The following is an 18,186-nucleotide window of genomic DNA, read 5'->3' on the forward strand; positions in this document are numbered from 1 at the left end:
TTTTCGTTACATCTTAATATTTAAATGAGGTCAAATAATAGCTGTTCGTTTTGCACTTCGTTCTCTTGCGCTTCAAGCTGCGCCATAATTTTACGAATAAATAATTTCCTATGTAACGGCGTCGGCCCGTATCTCAAGAGCATCTCTCGATGGTGCTTTGTCGCATAACCTTTATGTACCGCAATTCCATATGCTGGATAAAGCTCGTCCCATTCCGCGCACATACGATCTCTCGTCACTTTGGCGATGATGGAAGCAGCCGCAATGGATTGACTTAACGCATCCCCATGAATAATGGCGGATTGAGGTAAATCTATGTCCACATTTTCAGCATCAACTAGCAAATAATCCGGTACTTGATCCAGTTTCTCTACGGCTTGCTTCATGGCTAGTCTTGATGCTTGTTTAATATTTATTGCTTCTATATCTTCCACATTGACAATACCGATACCAATCGATATCGCCTCATTCATTATCTGATCGAACAACAGTTCGCGCTTCTTCTCTGAAAGCTTCTTGGAATCATTTACTCCTTCAAGCACATGTCCCATCGGAAGAATAACCGCAGCAGCCACAACATCTCCAAATAGACACCCGCGACCAACCTCATCAATACCTGCTATTGCCGTGAAACCTTGCTGCCATATGTCTTTCTCATGTTCTAGCACGTGCGTATGCCCCTTTCCCATTCACATCATTATAAAGGATCGTCGCGACGTCAAGCCACACCCATTTTTTTCATCTTAATCTCCGCACAAAAAGAAAAACCCAAGGCTCAGCCCTAGGTTCTTCCTGATTCTTTCATTATCATTAAAATGGTCGTTCCAATGAAATACGCCCCATTTTCCCTGCTCTCAGATCACGAATAATAATGAGGGAAGCTTTGTCCAAATCGACTTTACCCCCGCTTACAATAGCGCCGCGCTTACGCCCAATCGCCTCCATGACCTTCACCATTTCTTGAATGTTATCCATATCTTCCGGCAGTTCCTGAACACCAAAGCGCTCTTGGATACCGGCTCCATAATGCTGAACCATATATTTAATGGTAAACAGGGCTACGTCATCTAAATGCAGAAGCTCTTCCTTAATAGCCCCAGTTGCAGCCAAACGCATGCCAACCATCTGGTCTTCAAACTTAGGCCACAAGATCCCTGGCGTATCAAGCAGATCCATCTCGGTGCCAACCTTAATCCATTGCTGACCTTTGGTCACACCTGGTTTATCACCAGTCGCAGCAATCTTCTTACCTGCCAACTGATTAATAAGTGTAGACTTACCAACATTCGGAATCCCAACAATGAGCGCTCTGATCGCTCGGGGATTAATCCCTTTACGCAGCATCGTCTCAATTTTATGAGCCCATAGTTGTTTGACACGCGGCAAGATCTCCTTGACATGCGTTCCGTTCGCAGCGTCAATTGGCAAGGCAGGTAAGCCTTGATCCGCAAAATATTTCACCCATTCTGCCGTCACTTGCGGATCGGCCAGATCGTTCTTGTTGAGCAATACGAGACGCGGCTTGCCTTTTAAAATCTCATCAACCATCGGGTTCCGGCTGGAAAGCGGTATTCGGGCATCCAAGAGCTCAATCACGACGTCAATCAGTTTAAGCTTTTCCTCGATCTGTCTGCGAGCCTTGGTCATGTGACCGGGAAACCATTGAATGGTCATTTCTCTTCACCTCAAAAATGTATGAAACTAATTTTCTTCACCGGCCAGAAAATCACTTCTGCACGGCCTACGATTTTATTGTAAGGCACAAAGCCAACACTTTTCGTACGGCTATCTTTGGAATTCGGACGATTGTCACCCATGGCAAAAATCTCGCCTTCCGGCACTTTCGTTTCCGGGAAATCCAGTAATGTATTGTAAGGATGGCCTTCTTTAACCGCTTGATCAATGGCAGCTTGAATAAAAGGTTGTGCCAGTTCTTCACCGTTAATGTACACCTTGTCCCCAACTACCTTCACGGTTTCTCCAGGTAGGGCGATGACACGCTTAATATAATCTTTGCCTTCAGGTGCGTGGAAAACGATGACTTCGCCTCGCTTTGGATCACGAATATCGTACACAATTTTATTGACGATCAATCGCTCTCCCGTAAAGAAATTCGGATGCATCGAATCTCCATCAACAATAAATGGGGAGAAGAGGAACCAACGAATAATAATAACAAGCACACCTGCGATTACTAACGCTTTAATCCATTCCCACGTTTCACTTTTTGTTTGCACGGTCTTTGCTGGAGTAGCACTGATCGGCTGATTGGGTTGCATTTGATCGTTATGTTCCATCACTGACGGCCTCTCTTCCAGTTTTGGTATGATCTCTATTATGTCCTATTATGTACAGAAAAAATGAAAAGGAGACTTGACTGAACAAGCCCCCCATTTTACTATCGAATTTCTTTAATTCTTGCTGCTTTACCACGAAGACCACGCAGATAATAAAGTTTCGCACGACGAACTTTACCACGGCGAGCCACTTCAATCTTGTCAATCTTCGGAGAATGGAATGGGAAAGTTCTTTCCACACCCACACCGTAAGAAATTTTACGAACAGTAAACGTTTCGCTGATTCCACCGCCGTGGCGTTTAATAACAACACCTTCGAACAGCTGAATACGCTCACGTGTACCCTCGATAACTTTTACGTGTACTTTAAGTGTGTCTCCTGGACGGAAATTAGGAATATCCGTACGGAGTTGCTCTTTCGTAATCTCTTGAATAAGATTCATAGTTGACTCCCTCCTTCCACACAGGTGTTCATTCCGCTAATAGTTAGTAAAATCTAAGTTGTTATGCGTAGAGGACCACCAGACTCGAACTGTTGAAAAAATCACAACAGAATATATAATATCATAGTCCCAAGATTAATTCAATAGAGAAGATTCCGAGAACTCAACTATTTTGTTCTTGCTTTTGCTTTTTCCATTCCGCCACCCATAGTTTTTCCTCTTTGGACAATACTCTGCCCTCAAGTAAATCTGGCCGGCGTTCTAGAGTTCGGATAAGGGACTCTTTGTTCCGCCATTTTTTCACATTCGCATGATGTCCCGATAAAAGCATCTCAGGAACTTCCCAATCTCTGAACTTAGCAGGGCGCGTATAATGAGGATACTCCAGAAGTCCAGTTGAGAAAGAATCCGTCACCGCGGACATCTCATTCCCAAGAACCCCAGGTAGAAGTCTCACTACACTGTCTATAATGACCATAGCGGGTATTTCACCGCCGGTCAGTACATAATCACCAACAGATAGCTCGTCCGTCACCAGGTACTGTCTAATCCGTTCATCGTACCCCTCGTAGTGCCCGCAAATAAACACAAGATGCTCTTCGCCAGCTAGCTCTTCCGCTTTCTTCTGAGTGAAGGTTTCTCCTTGTGGGCATAACAGGATGACCCGCGGCTTTACCGCTACTCCTTCTGCTGTTTGATGCGTTGGCAAATCTTCGACGGCACCAAAAATCGGTTCTGGCTTTAGCACCATGCCCCCGCCGCCACCATAAGGGTAATCATCAACGGTATTATGCTTGTTCGTGGAATAATCCCGAAAATTAACCGTACTCAGGGAAACGATTCCTTTATCTCGCGCTTTCCCCAGGATACTAGAAGAGAACACGCCATCAAACATTTCTGGGAATAAAGTTAAGACATCAACTCTCATTCCAATAACCCTTCCATTAGATGAATCCGAATTGTTTTGTTCGGAATATCCACTTTAAGAATGACATCATCAATTACGGGAAGTAATAGCTGCTTGCCTTTAGGTAAAGCCACCACCCACACATCATTAGCTCCTGGCGTCAGTATTTCAGAGATCTGTCCTAGCTCCTGCTCATCTTCTGTAACGACTTTACAGCCGATAATTTCGTGATAATAATACTCTCCCTCTTCCAGCGGCTTTTGATCCTTAGCCTCAATCTTAAGCAGGGAGCCTTTATATTTCTCAACATCATTAATATTCGTAAACTGACTGAACAACACAATAAATACGTTTTTATGTAAGCGGGACGTTTTCACCGTCACCGGCGTTTGCTTATTTTGAGAGTCTACAATGATTAATGAATTTCCCACATCGAACCGTTCTGGAAAATCTGTTTCAGGCACGATTTTTAACTCCCCACGAATCCCGTGGCTATTTACGACTTTACCAACCGTCACTAATTTCTCCGTCATATGCGCTTGCCCAACCTCCACATTAAATTACCTTCTTTTCATATGCGAAAAAAGGCTAGGAATTGAATCCTAACCTCATTTCTTATGAAACGATTTCAACGGCTACCCGCTTCGTTTCTTTCACAGCTGCCGACGTGACAACCGTACGGAGCGATTTCGCAATCTTGCCTTGCTTGCCAATCACTTTACCGACATCGTCGGGATGAACAGAAAGCCTGTACTCGATCTTGTCCTCTTTCTCCACCACAGCGACACGTACCTCTTCCGGATGATCGACAAGAGCCTTAGCAATAACGGTGATAAGATCCTTCATGAACCCACCCTCCGAAAGATAACAGATTACTTCTGTAATTTCAGCTCGTGAAACTTAGTCATCAAACCTGCTTTTGAGAACAGGCTGCGAACTGTATCGGACGGTTGAGCGCCAGTTTGAAGCCATTTAAGCGCTTTTTCCTCATCAAGAACCACAGCTGCTGGTTCAGCAATTGGATTATAAGTACCGATTTCTTCGATAAAACGACCATCACGCGGGGAACGGGAATCCGAAACCACGACACGGTAGAAAGGAGCTTTATGAGCGCCTACACGTTTAAGACGAATACGTACTGCCATTGAAAAATCACCTCCTACTTAGAATAAACACACTATTATTATTTAAAAGGGAAATTTGAATCCCTTGCCTAATTTTTTCATGCCTTTGGCACCTTTCGGTCCCATCATACCCGAGAATTGCTTCATCATTTTACGCATATCATCGAACTGCTTGATGAAACGATTGACTTCCTGCACCGTATTCCCGCTACCTGCTGCAATCCGCTTGCGGCGATTTGCATTCAATAGCTCAGGCTTACGTTTCTCTTCGGTTGTCATCGACTTCACAATAGCTTCAACGCGAGCCATTTGCTTCTCGTCAACCTTCATATCTTTCATGCCTTTAATCTTGTTCGCACCAGGCAGCATATCAAGAATTTGGTCAAGTGGCCCCATCTTCTTCACTTGCTCCATCTGCTCAATGAAGTCCTCGAAGGTAAATTCGGCGTTGCGCATTTTGCGCTCCATCTCTTTCGCCTTATCCATATCGATACCAGCTTGCGCCTTCTCAATTAAGGAGAGCATATCGCCCATACCGAGAATTCTTGATGCCATACGGTCAGGATAAAATGGTTCTAAAGCATCCATTTTCTCGCCGCTAGCTACGAACTTGATCGGACAACCTGTTACCGCTTTGACGGATAACGCAGCACCACCGCGTGTATCTCCATCTAGTTTGGTTAACACAACACCGGATAATTCAAGCTGTTGATGGAAGCTTTCTGCAACATTGACTGCATCTTGCCCTGTCATCGCATCGACAACTAGCAAAATCTCATCTGGGCTCGTAGCTTCACGTACATTCTTGAGCTCGTCCATGAGGTTTTCATCAATGTGCAAGCGTCCTGCGGTATCGATAATCACATAGTCATTACCGTTATCCTTCGCATGTTGAAGACCCGCTTTGGCAATCTCGACAGGGTTCACTTTATCACCTAATGAGAAAACCGGAACCTTCAGTTGTTCACCCAGTACTTCCAACTGCTTAATCGCTGCGGGACGATAAATGTCACACGCAACAAGAAGCGGTCTGTGATTCTGTTTCAACAACATTTTAGCCAATTTACCTGAGGTCGTTGTTTTACCAGCCCCTTGCAAACCAGCCATCATAATAACCGTCGGCGGTCGATTTGAACGCGCTAGCTTACTTTGTGTACCACCCATAAGGGCCGTAAGCTCTTTGTTCACGATATCGATAACCACCATGCCCGGCGTAAAAGATTTCAGAACTTCTTGTCCGATCGCTTGCTCTTTCACCTTCGCGATAAAATCTTTCACAACTTTAAAGTTAACGTCCGCTTCAAGCAGTGCCAATCTTACCTCGCGAAGCGCTTCGCCTACATCTTCTTCCGTCAGCTTACCTTTGCTTCTCAGCTTGCCGAACACATTCTGCAATCGGTTTGCTAATCCTTCAAATGCCATGCGCTTCACCTCCTGCTTCTAACTAAGGTTTCAATCCATCCCTACTATTGTATCAAAAAGCTCTGTCACTTTCCTCTTTAGCGCTGGGTCACAATCACTCAAACCAACATCTAAATCTTGACGCAGCTTCATGCGTTGTTCGTGCTTATGTAACAGCTTTAACTTACTCTCATATTCCTGCAGTGTCAATTCCGCACGTTTGATATGCTCATAGACCGCTTGGCGACTGATCGTGAAGTTCTCAGCAATCTCCCCGAGGGAGTAATCATCATGGAAGTACAGTTCAAGAAATGTTCGCTGTTTATCGGTCAACAATGCTTCATAGAAATCAAACAGCAGGTTAATGCGATTCGTTTTCTCCAACATAGGATCGACAGTCATAATCTACCTCCGTAAAGGTTGCACACTTGACACCAGCACAACAGAACCTATCATACTGAATTCCAAGATGATTGTCAAGCATTATACCTTGTCAGTATTTTCACCTATCCATTTACCAAAAAGCGCATGCACAAACTGCTCAGAATCGAACGCTTGGAGATCATCCATTTTCTCACCAAGTCCCACAAATTTAACCGGCAGCGAGAGTTCTTGACGAATCGCCACAACGATTCCACCCTTCGCCGTTCCATCCAATTTGGACAAAACTAAGCCTGTCAGACCTGTTTTATCACCGAATAGCTTAGCTTGGCTTAAGGCATTTTGACCCGTCGTAGCATCCAGAACAAGAATAACTTCGTGGGGAGCATCCGGTACTTCGCGTTGGATTACACGATAGATCTTGTTAAGCTCCTCCATCAAGTTCACCTTATTTTGCAAACGTCCCGCTGTATCACACAAAAGGATATCTACTCCGCGTGTTTTGGCTGCTTGTACGGCATCATACATAACCGCGGCAGGATCTGCGCCAGATTGTTGCTTAATGACATCAACACCAACGCGCTCTCCCCAAGTCTCAAGCTGCTCAATGGCACCGGCACGGAACGTGTCACCAGCGGCCATCAGAACTTTCTTCCCTTGAGATTTGAACATGTGAGCCATTTTGCCAATCGTCGTCGTCTTACCTACACCGTTAACACCAACGAATAGGATAACCGTCAAGCCATTAGGATTGATGTTAAGTCCAGCATCCGCATCCCCTTTTAGCAACTCAATCAGTTTTTCCGAAAGGATCGGTTGCAGCTCTGCTGGATCTTCAATTTTGCGCTTTTTAACCTCAGCACGAAGTTCATCAATTAATTTCAGAACCGTATTCACGCCAACATCTGCGCCAATTAGAATTTCTTCCAGTTCTTCATAAAAATCTTCATCTATTTTCTTGCGTCGGCTAAATAAATCATCTACACGGTTCACGAAAGCATCACGCGTTTTCGTTAAACCTTCCTTGAACTTATTGGTTACCGCCTCAGCTTTACCTGAAATACTTTCTTTCAATCGTTTAAAAAAACTCATAGTTCCTCCTAATATATCCCCTATTTCTATACTTATGACGCCGTCATCGTAGCTTCCTCGTCTTCTAATCGAACCGATACGAGCTTCGAAACGCCGCCTTCTTGCATGGTGACACCATACAACACATCGGCTTCTTCCATTGTTCCTTTACGGTGTGTAACAACGATAAATTGCGTCATTTCCGAAAACTCACGTAAATACTCCGCAAAACGAGATACGTTAGCCTCGTCTAACGCGGCTTCTACTTCATCCAGTACGCAGAATGGTACTGGTTTAACGCGAATAATGGAGAACAAGAGCGCAATCGCAGTCAATGCACGTTCGCCACCGGATAGTAATTGCAGGTTTTGCAGCTTTTTGCCTGGCGGTTGTGCCACAATTTCAATACCCGTGTCGAGCATGTTCTCAGGCTCAGACAGAATTAAATCTGCGCGACCACCACCGAATAGTTTCGCAAAGACAACACCAAAATGGGACCGAATCGCATCGAACGTCGTTTTAAAACGTTTGGACATTTCTTGATCCATCTCACGAATGACTTGGTACAAGGTTGTTTTCGCTTCGATCAAGTCATCTTTCTGCGAACTCAAGAACTCGAAGCGTTCAGATACACGCGCGTATTCTTCAATCGCACCAAGATTTACATCACCTAGCGATGCAATTTCCCTTTTCAACTCGCGTACTTTACTTTGTGTACCCTGAATATCCTCAGGTATGGGGTAACGCATTTTCGCCAGTTCGTAGCTAAGCTCATATTCTTCCGCAAGCTTTTTGAGCAGGTTCTCCAGCTCCACATCAAGACGCGTCACGCGAACCTCGGTTTGATGGAGATTTTCTTCCACTTGCTTCAGCTGGATACGCTGGGTACGTGTCTCATTTTCACCATGTTCGAGCTTCTGCAACCAGTCTGCACGTTCTGCACGTTTGAAATCTATACTTTCGGAGCATTGCTGCTTCCTAAGCTTCAAGTCATTTAACAACTCGATTTGCTGCACTGTTTCCTGTTCGAGTGTTGCCATGTCACTGTCCAGTTGCGTCAACAAGTTGCGATTGACTTCAATCTCACGTTCCACTTCACTAAGATCCTGCTGTAAACGCCTTTGTTGATCTTGAAGGGATTGCTTCTCTTGTGAAGTCGATGCCACTTTTACCTTCAAATCCGTCAATTGGCTTTGCAGCTCTTCTTTTTCTGATTCACTTGCTTTACGCGAGCTCTCGGCATCACGAATCGCTTGCCCCAGAGAAGCTTCCTCTTCTTGAAGCTGTGCGAGGGTTGCTTCGCTTTCGATTTTTTTACGGCCAAAATCAGTTCGTTCACCCATTAGCGCGTTTCTGTCTTGACTATCCAATGTCAGCTGTTCCTCTACTGTGCGGCTTTCGGATTCCAGCGGATTCAATTCCGCGCGAATTTGCTGCTCCGTAATGCGCTGCTGTTCACCCAATTGTCGCAGCTGTTCGACCTTCAGCATTTCATCGGTAATTTCTCGCTTCAATGTACTGGATTGACTTCGCAGACCACTAAGCTGTCCCTCGGATGTTGCGATCTCCGCATCCAGTTCTTCGATTTGACGTTGACGCCCCAACAAATTCGTTGATTTCTTCTGTAAGCTTCCGCCCGTCATGGAACCACCTGGATTAACAACATCTCCTTCGAGCGTCACGACACGGTAGCGGTACTGCGCTTTGGCAGCGATATGGTTGGCATCTTCTAAGCTCTCAGCTACGACGACATTCCCTAATAAACTGGAGAATATATTCGTATACGTCGAATCGAAAGAAACGAGATCAACCGCGATCCCAACAAAGCCCTTCGAAGCTTTCAACGTCTGACTCTCATGATCAGATATTGAGCGTCCGCGAATGACATTCATCGGCAAGAAAGTAGCTCGTCCCATTTGACGACGCTTTAAGAAGGCAATTGCCTCACGACCATCTGCTTCTGTCTCTACGATAATATTTTGCAGCGCACCACCTAGTGCTGTTTCAATGGCCACTTCCACAGAAGCGGGCACTTTGACAAGTTCAGCCACCGCGCCTCGAATACCGCGCAAATCTTTGCGAGTTTTCGCTCTAAGTACTTCCTTAACACCTTGCTGGAAGCCATCATAATCATTGGCCATTTCTTTCATGGTGTCGCGGCGAGAAATTAACGCATCCAGTTTTTGCTCCCATTTCCGCACCATCGTCTGCGCTTCATCCAGCAACCCTTGCTTACTCTTTAGCGCTTGGGTAAATTGGACGTAGTCCTGCCTTGCTTTCTCAATGTCCCTTACTGTTTCTTGTAGTTTAGCTGAAAGCTCCTGCTTGCGTCGTGTTATACTCTCACGCTGATCCGCCCACTTCTGACGTTCCTCATCAAGTCTGTCCAATCGGCGCCCAATGCTTTCAATTTGCTGCTCGGCATAGCGAATCTCATTGCGAGACTGTGCCATACGATTGAGCGTTTCCAACAATTCACCCTTCAATTGATCTTCAGGTGATGAACTAATGCCTCCGCTTACCCCTTGTAAGCGCTGCTCCTCAGCAGTCAGTTTGGCTTGAAATTCGAACAACTGCGCACCAATATGGATGATTTTATCACGCTGCTCGCTCAAATCTGCTTCTTTATCTAATTTGCGCTGCTCTTGCATCGCGATTGTAGTGCTTAGCTGCTGATGATTCGTCACATAGTTCTTCTTCCGTTCTTTGAGAACCTCACCGTGACCCTCACACTTCTCAAATTCTTCACTCAGTCCTAACAGACTTTCTTGCAGCGTTTCTAATTCTTCTTCCAATCTACGTGTTTCCCAACGATGTTTTTCCAAATGTGCATCATGTTGATTTACAATTGTAGACAGCTCTGTCTGCTCTTTCGTCAACTTCTCCGCAAGCTTCGTAGCGTCATTCCAAGCCACATAGATCTGATCGATCTGATGAACATACATCGAGATCTCGCTGCTCTTGAGTGTTTCCTTCAATTCTTTGAAACGAATCGCTTTCTCCGCCTGATCACGAAGTGGTTCAACTTGATCCTCGAGCTCTGAAACTAAATCATGAATCCGTAGCAAATTCTGCTCGGTATCGTTTAATTTCTTCTCTGCTTCGCGCTTACGTGATTTATATTTAACAATCCCCGAAGCTTCTTCAAAGATGCCTCGACGATCTTCCGATTTCGTACTCAAAATTTCTTCTATTCGCCCTTGTCCAATAATGGAATACGCTTCTTTCCCGATACCGGTGTCCATGAACAGCTCCGTGATATCCTTCAAGCGACAAGGCTGTTTATTGATCAAATATTCACTATCGCCATTACGATGTACTCTACGTGTCACCGTCACTTCATTAAAGTCGAGCGGAAGCGATTGCGAAGAATTATCCAATGTGAGCGAGACTTCCCCATAATTCACTGCACGACGTGCATCGCTGCCAGCGAAAATGACATCTTCCATTTTACCGCCACGCAAAGACTTGGCGCTCTGTTCTCCTAACACCCAACGGATCCCGTCCGAGATGTTACTCTTCCCACTCCCGTTAGGACCTACAACCGCGGTTATCCCTCGTACAAATTCGAGTTCCGTCCGATCCGCGAATGATTTAAATCCGGCTAATTCGATCCGTTTCAAAAACATGGTCTCACCTCAAAAAGTATTGTAACATATCGCCTATCAAAATAAGAGAGAAAAACAAAAAAGGCAGCAGCTGCCGCCTCTTCTGGATATGCCACTATCGTAGTACGGTTACGTTTAATTTGGACAGTGCTCCAGCAGCAGCCTGCTGTTCCGCCTCTTTCTTAGAACGACCTGCACCGGTTCCCAAAAGCCCGCCATCCATATGCACTTCTGCAACGAACTCTCGTTCGTGAGCAGGCCCACGTTCATTCACAATCCGGTATTCCAAGGAACCCATATTATGATGTTGGGTATGCTCTTGTAATTGTGTCTTGTAGTCAATCACAAGCAGCTTGCCCTCACTGGAGATTTTGGCGAAAACATGCTTCTGTAGAAACGCCTTTACCGTGTCCAACCCTTGGTCTAAATATAAAGCGCCAACAAAGGATTCAAACACATCTGCCAATAATGCTGGCCGAGAGCGTCCTCCCGTCAACTCTTCCCCTTTGCCAAGTAAGACAAAAGATCCAAAATCCAAATCTTCGGCAAATGTCACGAGCGATGGCTCGCAGACAATGGATGCTCTCAGCTTCGTTAATTCACCTTCTGAACGCCCAGGATAAGATTCATATAAAAATTCCGAAACTGTTAATTCGAGTACGGCATCTCCAAGAAACTCAAGCCGTTCATTATCTTTATGTCCAGCAATTCGATGTTCATTCACATAGGAAGAGTGTGTGAAAGCTTGCTTCAACAGCTCCATTTTGCGAAAGGAAACACCTAACTGCTTCTGTAAATCTTTAATTTCACGGTTCACGTCGCACTTCACCACCCGGAGAAAATGATATTCCGTTATCTTTCGTCGCAGGCATGGTAATTATGCTTGAAATTTTTTCATGATAATCGTTGCATTATGACCGCCGAAACCGAAGGAGTTCGACATCGCAATAGCTACGTTCGCCTCACGCGCTTTATTAGGCACATAATCCAAGTCACACTCTGGATCTTGATTGTCTAAGTTGATTGTTGGGGCAATAAGGCTATTCGCGATTGTTAGTCCACAAATAACAGCTTCCACTCCACCAGCAGCGCCAAGCAAATGACCTGTCATGGATTTCGTCGAGCTCACTGCAACCTTGTAGGCATGCTCGCCTAGCGCTTTCTTGATGGCAATCGTCTCAGACTTATCTCCTACAGGTGTCGAAGTACCGTGAGCGTTGATGTAAGAAATCTCATCAGGCGTAATCCCTGCGTCCTTGATCGCTTTTACCATACAACGTGCAGCACCATCTGGATCCGGATCTGTCATGTGATAAGCGTCACCGCTCATGCCGTAGCCGATAACTTCTGCATAGATGCGTGCGCCACGTTTCTGAGCATGCTCGAGTGACTCCAGAATGAGTACGCCAGCGCCTTCACCCATTACAAAGCCATCACGACCTGTATCAAAAGGACGACTTGCCAAATGCGGCTCTTCATTACGCGTTGACATCGCACGCAGTGCGCAGAATCCTGCTACGCCAATCGGCGTAATCGTCGCTTCAGCACCACCGCAAATCATCACGTCTGCGTCTCCGCGTTGAATCATTTTGAAAGAGTCACCAATGGAGTGCGTACCTGTTGCACAAGCCGTTACAGCTGTGGAGTTCGGCCCTTTCGCACCCGTGACCATCGACACATGACCAGATGCCATGTTCGCAATCATCATCGGGATAAAGAAAGGAGAAACACGTTTAGGACCCTTTTCTAACAAAATGCGATGTTGCTCTTCCCATGTATTCAAACCGCCGATGCCTGATCCAACTGAAACGCCTACGCGCTCCGGATCCGTGTCTTCTTTCACATTCAAATTCGCATCCTTGAGCGCATTTAAAGCCCCAGCAACTGCGAATTGAACGAAACGGTCCATCCGGCGAGATTCCTTGCGATCCACATAGTTCTCAATATTGAAATCTTTGATCTCAGCCGCTATCTGTGTTGGGTATTCGCTTACATCAAAATTCTCAATCAAACCTACTCCAGATTTACCTGAAGAAAGGTTTCCCCAGAATGTTTCTAAATCTTGACCAAGGGCAGTAACTACGCCCATACCTGTAATTACAACTCTGTTCATTTGTACCACCTTCTATGTAGTCATTCATATTTTTTATTAGTGAGAATGGAGAGAAGTCCCGTCTTTATTAGAAACGGGACTCTGTAGACTATTACGTATGAGATTTTATGTAATTCGTAACTTCTCCTACTGTCGTAATCTTCTCAGCATCTTCATCTGAAATTTCTAAATCGAACTCATCTTCTAATTCCATTACTAATTCAACTACATCGAGAGAATCAGCACCTAGGTCTTCTTTGAAAGATGCTTCGAGGGTGACTTCAGCTTCATCAACCCCTAGACGATCGACTACAATTCGTTTAACACGATCCAATACGTCGGACATCCGGTTCACCTCCTCATTTGGTATTATACGAGAATCTTTGACAGATTGCCAGTAGACAATTTTGAGATTCTCATTTTGGAGAAACTTACATGTACATTCCGCCGTCTACATGGAGCGTTTGCCCTGTCATGTAAGAGGCATCGTCAGAAGCTAAGAAGCGAACTACCTTCGCAATTTCCTCTGGTTGCCCAAGGCGTTCCAGCGGGATTTGCTTAAGCATGTGTTCACGCATCTCAGCAGACAATTTGTCTGTCATATCGGTTTCAATAAAGCCTGGCGCAACGGCGTTCACAGTAATGCCACGCGAGGATAGCTCTCTCGCTGTAGCTTTCGTTAGTCCGATTACACCTGCTTTTGCTGCTACATAGTTGGCTTGACCCGGGTTACCGAGCACACCAACTACAGAAGATATATTGATAATTCGACCGAAACGCTGCTTCATCATCGGACGTGTAACAGCTTTGACACAGTTGAACACGCCTTTGAGGTTGGTAGCGATCACTTGATCGAATTCTTCTTCTTTCATTCGCATGATTAAATTGTCTCTTGTTATCCCCGCATTATTCACGAGAATATCAATTTTACCAAAAACTTCTAGCGTTTGCTTCACTAGATCGTCTGATTCTTGATAGCTGCTTACGTCTGCACGCAATTTAATCGCTTTGCGGCCCATCGCTTCAATCGCAGCTACAACCTCACCAGCAGCAGCTTCACTACCTGCGTAGTTGACCACTACATCGGCTCCATGCTCGGCCAAATGCAAAGCAATTGCCCGTCCAATGCCACGTGAAGCTCCTGTGACTAGCGCCACTTTACCCGTTAACATGACCCAGCACCTCCTGCTTGTACTTGTCCAACGCTTCGAGGCTGCCGATCGACACGGTTTTCACCGTTTTGTCGACCTTTTTGATCAGGCCTGCAAGCACAGTTCCTGAGCCAAGCTCAATGAACGTATCGACGCCTTCGCCGATCAGGTACGAGATTGTGTCTTCCCATAATACAGGGGAATACACCTGTTCTACCAGCAAGCCGCGAATATCGCTCGGCTGGGTCACAGGACGAGCCGTTACGTTGGCTACAACGGGTACGGCTGCATCCTTCATCTCGATGGACGCGAGCACCTCTGCGAGGCGCTCCGAGGCTGGCTTCATGAGGGATGAGTGAAACGGCCCGCTCACTTCAAGCGGGATGGCACGCTTCGCGCCAGCTTCCTTGCAGCGCTCAACAACCGCTGCAACGCCTTCCTTACTGCCCGAGACGACAATCTGTCCCGGGCAGTTCACATTGGCGAGCTCCACGACGGAGCCGCTGCTTGTGATTGCCGTGCAAAGCTCCGTCAGCGCTCCGCGCTCGGCTCCCAGCACGGCTGCCATGGCGCCCAGGCCGCCTGGGACGGCCTGCTCCATGAACTCGCCGCGGGCCCGCACCGTGCGGACCGCGTCTTCGAACGCGAGCACGCCGGCTGCGACGAGCGCGCTGTACTCGCCCAGACTATGTCCTGCGACATAGTCCGGCGTGATGCCAGCAGCCTTGAACGCCTCCAGACAAGCGATGCTTGTCGTGAGCAGCGCTGGCTGCGTGTGGTACGTGATCTTCAGTTGGTCCTCTGGACCTTGGAAGATCAGGTCAGACAAAGAAAAACCTAGCGCTTCATTCGCGCGGTCGAAATAGTCCTTGGCAGCTGGCAACGCGCCATATAGGTCAGCTCCCATACCAACGGATTGAGAGCCTTGGCCCGGAAATACAAATGCTATTTTACCCATACGAGAAAAGGATCCCCTTCCACGATATATTCAGTCATTTTTTCACATTAAAATAAGTTCATCTAGCTACTTACCAGACTAAAGCTGTCGCACCCCAAGTGAGTCCGCCGCCAAATCCAACTAAGATAAGTCGATCACCTTCGTTTAATCTGCCTTGTTCGGAAGCTTCTGCTAAGGCAACTGGAATGGAAGCAGCTGACATATTACCGTACTTGTCCAAGTTAATCATACATTTGTCTTCCGATAATTCCAAGCGATTCAGTGAGGATTGAATAATTCTCATGTTGGCTTGGTGAGGGACAAGCAGATCAATATCAGTTTTCTCCCAACCCGCTTTGCGAAGAGCTTCATCCGCAGCATTCCCCATAATGCGAACTGCAAACTTGAACACCTCAGCACCCGCCATGTAGATGTAATGCAAACGTTGGTCAAGCGAGTTCTGTGAAGCAGGATTACGGGAACCGCCACCCTCAATTTTCAGAAGAGGTCCTCCGGTACCATCCGCACCTAATTCGAAGGATTTGAAGCCTCTTTCTTCCGGCACTTCACCAATAACAACTGCACCCGCTCCATCTCCAAATAAAATACAGGTATTACGGTCCGTGTAATCGGTAATTTTTGACAAGCAATCCGCGCCAATAACAAGCGCATATTTATATGTACCTGTAGCGATGAAATTTGCTGCATTCGCTAGTCCATAGACGAAACCTGAACAAGCTGCTGATAAGTCGAACGCCGCTGCTTTCTTCGCTCCCAGTTTCTCTTGAAGAATACACGCTGTTGATGGGAATGACATGTCCGGTGTTATCGTTGCTACGATGATCAAATCCAGTTGATTTGCAGTAATCCCTGCATTGGACAGCGCTACTTGGGAAGCTTCAAAGCAGAGATCAGATGTAGCTTGTCCTTCTGCTGCTATTCTTCTTTCACGAATGCCTGTTCGGGATACGATCCACTCATCATTCGTTTCCACCATAGTCTCTAGCTCTTGATTCGTTAAAATGCGTTCTGGTACATATTTACCCGTTCCGAGTACCCCAACCGGTATTAAGTTCATGTTGTTATATCTCGCTTCCCGCGGCTAATTTCGGCAGATATGGTGCCAACCAAATCATTTTGTAAGGCAATTCTTGCTTGACGTACGGCATTCTTAATGGCATTTGCATCAGATGAACCATGACTTTTGAGGACTAGTCCATCAATGCCTAGAAACGGTGCAGCTCCATGTTCATTAGAGTCCAGCTTCTTGCGGAATTGCGTCAACCCTGGCTTCAACACCGCTGCTGCAAGTTTGGTGAATATGGATTTCGTAAATTCCTGCTTTAAAGCAGAGAAAATGGTGGACGCAGCGCCCTCCAATGTTTTCAACATAATATTTCCAGCAAATCCATCGCAAACAATGACGTCACACTGCGCGCGCAGCACCTGCGAGGATTCCACATTACCCACAAAATAAATCGGAGCTTGCTCCAGTAAAGGATATGCTGCTTTGGTTAATTCATTCCCTTTGGTCGATTCCGTCCCTACATTCAACAATCCTACGCGAGGTTTATCAATACCATGTACTTTGGAACGATAAATGCTGCCCATAATCGCATATTGGATCAATTGCTCTGGGGTTGCATCCATATTCGCTCCTAAATCCAAAGCAAGTACACCATGACCGTCCATCGTCGGAATCATTGGTGCTAATGCTGGACGTTCGATACCAGGAATTCTTCCTACAACAAGCAATCCAGTCGTCATTAATGCTCCGGTATTGCCTGCAGAAATCATAGCTTCTGCTTCTTTCTCACGCACTAATCTTCCTGCCACAACCATGGAAGCGTCTTTCTTCCGACGAACCGCTTTAACCGGTTCATCCTCGGCTTCGATGACTTCTTCCGCATGACGAATCGTTAGGTTATCCGGCCTCTCTGTGAGGTGAGCTTCTATCGCCGCGCTGTTCCCGACTAGAATGATATGTACATCCTTCCACTCTTTCGCCGCTGCGAGAGCACCCTCAACTACGATCTTAGGCGCATGATCTCCGCCCATTGCATCAATCGCGATCCGCATGGAGCTTGTCCTCCCTATCTAGATGTTGCTCTTTCTTCGAATGAAAGATGACAAAGTTGCCTCGAAACACCGTCTCTTCGCCCACATAAGTGAACACCTCCACACGTGCTTTTCCTTTGGAAACAGATCGCACATAAGCTTTGGCGACACACTTCTCTCCCAGCTTTACTGAGCGAACAAATCGAATATCAGCCGAAGCTGTTAATGCAATTGGATCGTCGATGACAGCAACAGCCAACGAGTTGGCTTGTGAGAAAATGTGATGTCCTCTGGCAATTTTGGTTCTGGAAAAAATATGGTCTTCTTTAATTTCAAAAATCGAAATACCGCTCTGATCCAATTGCAAGTCAATGACTTCTCCAATAACTTCATCAATTGGAAGTGAACGTACAGGATCATACGTTTTGACGGCCATATGCTTCATACGTTCCCGTAATTCAGGAATACCGAGCTCTAATCGATCCAAGCGGACAGTTTGGATACTAACCCCAAACGTTCGCATCAATTCCTCATCCGTCATAAATGGGTTCGCTTCAATGGACTGCAACAACTGCTGCTGCCTTTGTCGTTTAGGAAGGCGTTCGATGGTAAGCACCACCTTATCTCGTGAGATCTCATCTTATTACCAGATACTAAACTGTAGTATATTAAATTTAGGACCAAAAAGAAAGCAAAAAAAATAGCACCTCACCTAG

20 protein-coding genes are annotated in these 18,186 nt (G+C 46.0%); all 20 read right to left on the reverse strand.

Features of this window, described 5'->3' with window-relative positions:
* Nucleotides 1–20 precede the first annotated feature (20 nt).
* A complete protein-coding gene (locus HQN88_RS00900) occupies nucleotides 21–668 on the reverse strand; it encodes a ribonuclease HII (protein ID WP_173108410.1) in 648 nt (215 codons plus the stop codon).
* A gap of 142 nt (nucleotides 669–810) precedes the next feature.
* The gene (ylqF, locus tag HQN88_RS00905) at nucleotides 811–1,674 is read right to left on the reverse strand and encodes a ribosome biogenesis GTPase YlqF (protein ID WP_056624869.1); all 864 of its coding nucleotides are present in this window, start codon (nucleotides 1,672–1,674) and stop codon (nucleotides 811–813) included.
* 11 nt (nucleotides 1,675–1,685) lie between these two features.
* Nucleotides 1,686–2,297 (reverse strand): signal peptidase I, encoded by a 612-nt coding sequence (gene lepB, locus HQN88_RS00910; RefSeq protein WP_056624856.1) that lies wholly within the window; start codon nucleotides 2,295–2,297, stop codon nucleotides 1,686–1,688.
* A 101-nt stretch (nucleotides 2,298–2,398) separates the two neighbouring features.
* Nucleotides 2,399–2,740 (reverse strand): 50S ribosomal protein L19, encoded by a 342-nt coding sequence (gene rplS / locus HQN88_RS00915; protein WP_028558249.1) that lies wholly within the window; start codon nucleotides 2,738–2,740, stop codon nucleotides 2,399–2,401.
* 163 nt (nucleotides 2,741–2,903) lie between these two features.
* Nucleotides 2,904–3,668 carry a tRNA (guanosine(37)-N1)-methyltransferase TrmD gene (gene trmD / locus HQN88_RS00920; protein ID WP_173108411.1) on the reverse strand — a complete coding sequence of 255 codons (765 nt, stop codon included), beginning with the start codon at nucleotides 3,666–3,668 and terminating at the stop codon, nucleotides 2,904–2,906.
* Entirely contained in the window at nucleotides 3,665–4,180 is a 516-nt protein-coding gene (gene rimM / locus HQN88_RS00925) for a ribosome maturation factor RimM (RefSeq protein ID WP_173108412.1), read from the reverse strand. The genes trmD and rimM overlap by 4 nt, the downstream gene beginning before the upstream one ends.
* An 82-nt stretch (nucleotides 4,181–4,262) precedes the next feature.
* Nucleotides 4,263–4,493 carry a KH domain-containing protein gene (locus HQN88_RS00930; RefSeq protein WP_028558246.1) on the reverse strand — a complete coding sequence of 77 codons (231 nt, stop codon included), beginning with the start codon at nucleotides 4,491–4,493 and terminating at the stop codon, nucleotides 4,263–4,265.
* A gap of 26 nt (nucleotides 4,494–4,519) precedes the next feature.
* The gene (gene rpsP / locus HQN88_RS00935; protein WP_028558245.1) at nucleotides 4,520–4,792 is read right to left on the reverse strand and encodes a 30S ribosomal protein S16; all 273 of its coding nucleotides are present in this window, start codon (nucleotides 4,790–4,792) and stop codon (nucleotides 4,520–4,522) included.
* A gap of 42 nt (nucleotides 4,793–4,834) precedes the next feature.
* Nucleotides 4,835–6,193 carry a signal recognition particle protein gene (gene ffh, locus HQN88_RS00940; RefSeq protein ID WP_171635759.1) on the reverse strand — a complete coding sequence of 453 codons (1,359 nt, stop codon included), beginning with the start codon at nucleotides 6,191–6,193 and terminating at the stop codon, nucleotides 4,835–4,837.
* A gap of 30 nt (nucleotides 6,194–6,223) precedes the next feature.
* Nucleotides 6,224–6,574: a putative DNA-binding protein gene (locus HQN88_RS00945; RefSeq protein ID WP_173108413.1), complete on the reverse strand. Its 351-nt coding sequence runs from the start codon at nucleotides 6,572–6,574 to the stop codon at nucleotides 6,224–6,226.
* Nucleotides 6,575–6,655: 81 nt separating this feature from the next.
* On the reverse strand, nucleotides 6,656–7,645 hold the full coding sequence (ftsY, locus tag HQN88_RS00950; RefSeq protein WP_057315728.1) for a signal recognition particle-docking protein FtsY: 990 nt from the start codon (nucleotides 7,643–7,645) through the stop codon (nucleotides 6,656–6,658).
* Nucleotides 7,646–7,677: 32 nt separating this feature from the next.
* Complete coding sequence (gene smc, locus HQN88_RS00955; protein ID WP_173108414.1) at nucleotides 7,678–11,253, reverse strand: chromosome segregation protein SMC; 3,576 nt, start codon at nucleotides 11,251–11,253, stop codon at nucleotides 7,678–7,680.
* Between the two features lie 94 nt (nucleotides 11,254–11,347).
* Complete coding sequence (gene rnc, locus HQN88_RS00960) at nucleotides 11,348–12,049, reverse strand: ribonuclease III (RefSeq protein ID WP_173108415.1); 702 nt, start codon at nucleotides 12,047–12,049, stop codon at nucleotides 11,348–11,350.
* A gap of 60 nt (nucleotides 12,050–12,109) precedes the next feature.
* The gene (fabF, locus tag HQN88_RS00965; RefSeq protein WP_173108416.1) at nucleotides 12,110–13,345 is read right to left on the reverse strand and encodes a beta-ketoacyl-ACP synthase II; all 1,236 of its coding nucleotides are present in this window, start codon (nucleotides 13,343–13,345) and stop codon (nucleotides 12,110–12,112) included.
* A 91-nt stretch (nucleotides 13,346–13,436) separates the two neighbouring features.
* Nucleotides 13,437–13,670, reverse strand: coding sequence for an acyl carrier protein (gene acpP / locus HQN88_RS00970; RefSeq protein ID WP_028558238.1), 234 nt, complete (start codon nucleotides 13,668–13,670; stop codon nucleotides 13,437–13,439).
* Nucleotides 13,671–13,755: 85 nt separating this feature from the next.
* Nucleotides 13,756–14,496: a 3-oxoacyl-[acyl-carrier-protein] reductase gene (fabG, locus tag HQN88_RS00975; RefSeq protein ID WP_056625525.1), complete on the reverse strand. Its 741-nt coding sequence runs from the start codon at nucleotides 14,494–14,496 to the stop codon at nucleotides 13,756–13,758.
* A complete protein-coding gene (gene fabD / locus HQN88_RS00980; RefSeq protein ID WP_173108417.1) occupies nucleotides 14,483–15,433 on the reverse strand; it encodes an ACP S-malonyltransferase in 951 nt (316 codons plus the stop codon). Before fabD ends, fabG begins: the two co-directional genes overlap by 14 nt.
* 70 nt (nucleotides 15,434–15,503) lie before the next feature.
* Entirely contained in the window at nucleotides 15,504–16,490 is a 987-nt protein-coding gene (locus tag HQN88_RS00985) for a beta-ketoacyl-ACP synthase III (protein ID WP_216855588.1), read from the reverse strand.
* The gene (plsX, locus tag HQN88_RS00990) at nucleotides 16,487–17,491 is read right to left on the reverse strand and encodes a phosphate acyltransferase PlsX (protein ID WP_173108418.1); all 1,005 of its coding nucleotides are present in this window, start codon (nucleotides 17,489–17,491) and stop codon (nucleotides 16,487–16,489) included. Before plsX ends, HQN88_RS00985 begins: the two co-directional genes overlap by 4 nt.
* Nucleotides 17,475–18,086: a transcription factor FapR gene (gene fapR, locus HQN88_RS00995; protein WP_057315735.1), complete on the reverse strand. Its 612-nt coding sequence runs from the start codon at nucleotides 18,084–18,086 to the stop codon at nucleotides 17,475–17,477. The genes plsX and fapR overlap by 17 nt, the downstream gene beginning before the upstream one ends.
* Nucleotides 18,087–18,186 lie beyond the last annotated feature (100 nt).

This window comes from Paenibacillus qinlingensis, assembly GCF_013204845.1.
GTDB classification, from domain to species: domain Bacteria; phylum Bacillota; class Bacilli; order Paenibacillales; family NBRC-103111; genus Paenibacillus_E; species Paenibacillus_E qinlingensis.

What these genes read in the sequence shown, in the direction of transcription:
- ylqF (WP_056624869.1), bottom strand. Translation starts at nt 1,674, where the DNA reads ATGACCATTCAATGGTTTCCCGGTCACATGACCAAGGCTCGCAGACAG.
- lepB (WP_056624856.1), bottom strand. Translation starts at nt 2,297, where the DNA reads ATGGAACATAACGATCAAATGCAACCCAATCAGCCGATCAGTGCTACT.
- rplS (WP_028558249.1), bottom strand. Translation starts at nt 2,740, where the DNA reads ATGAATCTTATTCAAGAGATTACGAAAGAGCAACTCCGTACGGATATT.
- trmD (WP_173108411.1), bottom strand. Translation starts at nt 3,668, where the DNA reads ATGAGAGTTGATGTCTTAACTTTATTCCCAGAAATGTTTGATGGCGTG.
- rimM (WP_173108412.1), bottom strand. Translation starts at nt 4,180, where the DNA reads ATGACGGAGAAATTAGTGACGGTTGGTAAAGTCGTAAATAGCCACGGG.
- HQN88_RS00930 (WP_028558246.1), bottom strand. Translation starts at nt 4,493, where the DNA reads ATGAAGGATCTTATCACCGTTATTGCTAAGGCTCTTGTCGATCATCCG.
- rpsP (WP_028558245.1), bottom strand. Translation starts at nt 4,792, where the DNA reads ATGGCAGTACGTATTCGTCTTAAACGTGTAGGCGCTCATAAAGCTCCT.
- ffh (WP_171635759.1), bottom strand. Translation starts at nt 6,193, where the DNA reads ATGGCATTTGAAGGATTAGCAAACCGATTGCAGAATGTGTTCGGCAAG.
- HQN88_RS00945 (WP_173108413.1), bottom strand. Translation starts at nt 6,574, where the DNA reads ATGACTGTCGATCCTATGTTGGAGAAAACGAATCGCATTAACCTGCTG.
- ftsY (WP_057315728.1), bottom strand. Translation starts at nt 7,645, where the DNA reads ATGAGTTTTTTTAAACGATTGAAAGAAAGTATTTCAGGTAAAGCTGAG.
- smc (WP_173108414.1), bottom strand. Translation starts at nt 11,253, where the DNA reads ATGTTTTTGAAACGGATCGAATTAGCCGGATTTAAATCATTCGCGGAT.
- fabF (WP_173108416.1), bottom strand. Translation starts at nt 13,345, where the DNA reads ATGAACAGAGTTGTAATTACAGGTATGGGCGTAGTTACTGCCCTTGGT.
- acpP (WP_028558238.1), bottom strand. Translation starts at nt 13,670, where the DNA reads ATGTCCGACGTATTGGATCGTGTTAAACGAATTGTAGTCGATCGTCTA.
- fabG (WP_056625525.1), bottom strand. Translation starts at nt 14,496, where the DNA reads ATGTTAACGGGTAAAGTGGCGCTAGTCACAGGAGCTTCACGTGGCATT.
- fabD (WP_173108417.1), bottom strand. Translation starts at nt 15,433, where the DNA reads ATGGGTAAAATAGCATTTGTATTTCCGGGCCAAGGCTCTCAATCCGTT.
- HQN88_RS00985 (WP_216855588.1), bottom strand. Translation starts at nt 16,490, where the DNA reads ATGAACTTAATACCGGTTGGGGTACTCGGAACGGGTAAATATGTACCA.
- plsX (WP_173108418.1), bottom strand. Translation starts at nt 17,491, where the DNA reads ATGCGGATCGCGATTGATGCAATGGGCGGAGATCATGCGCCTAAGATC.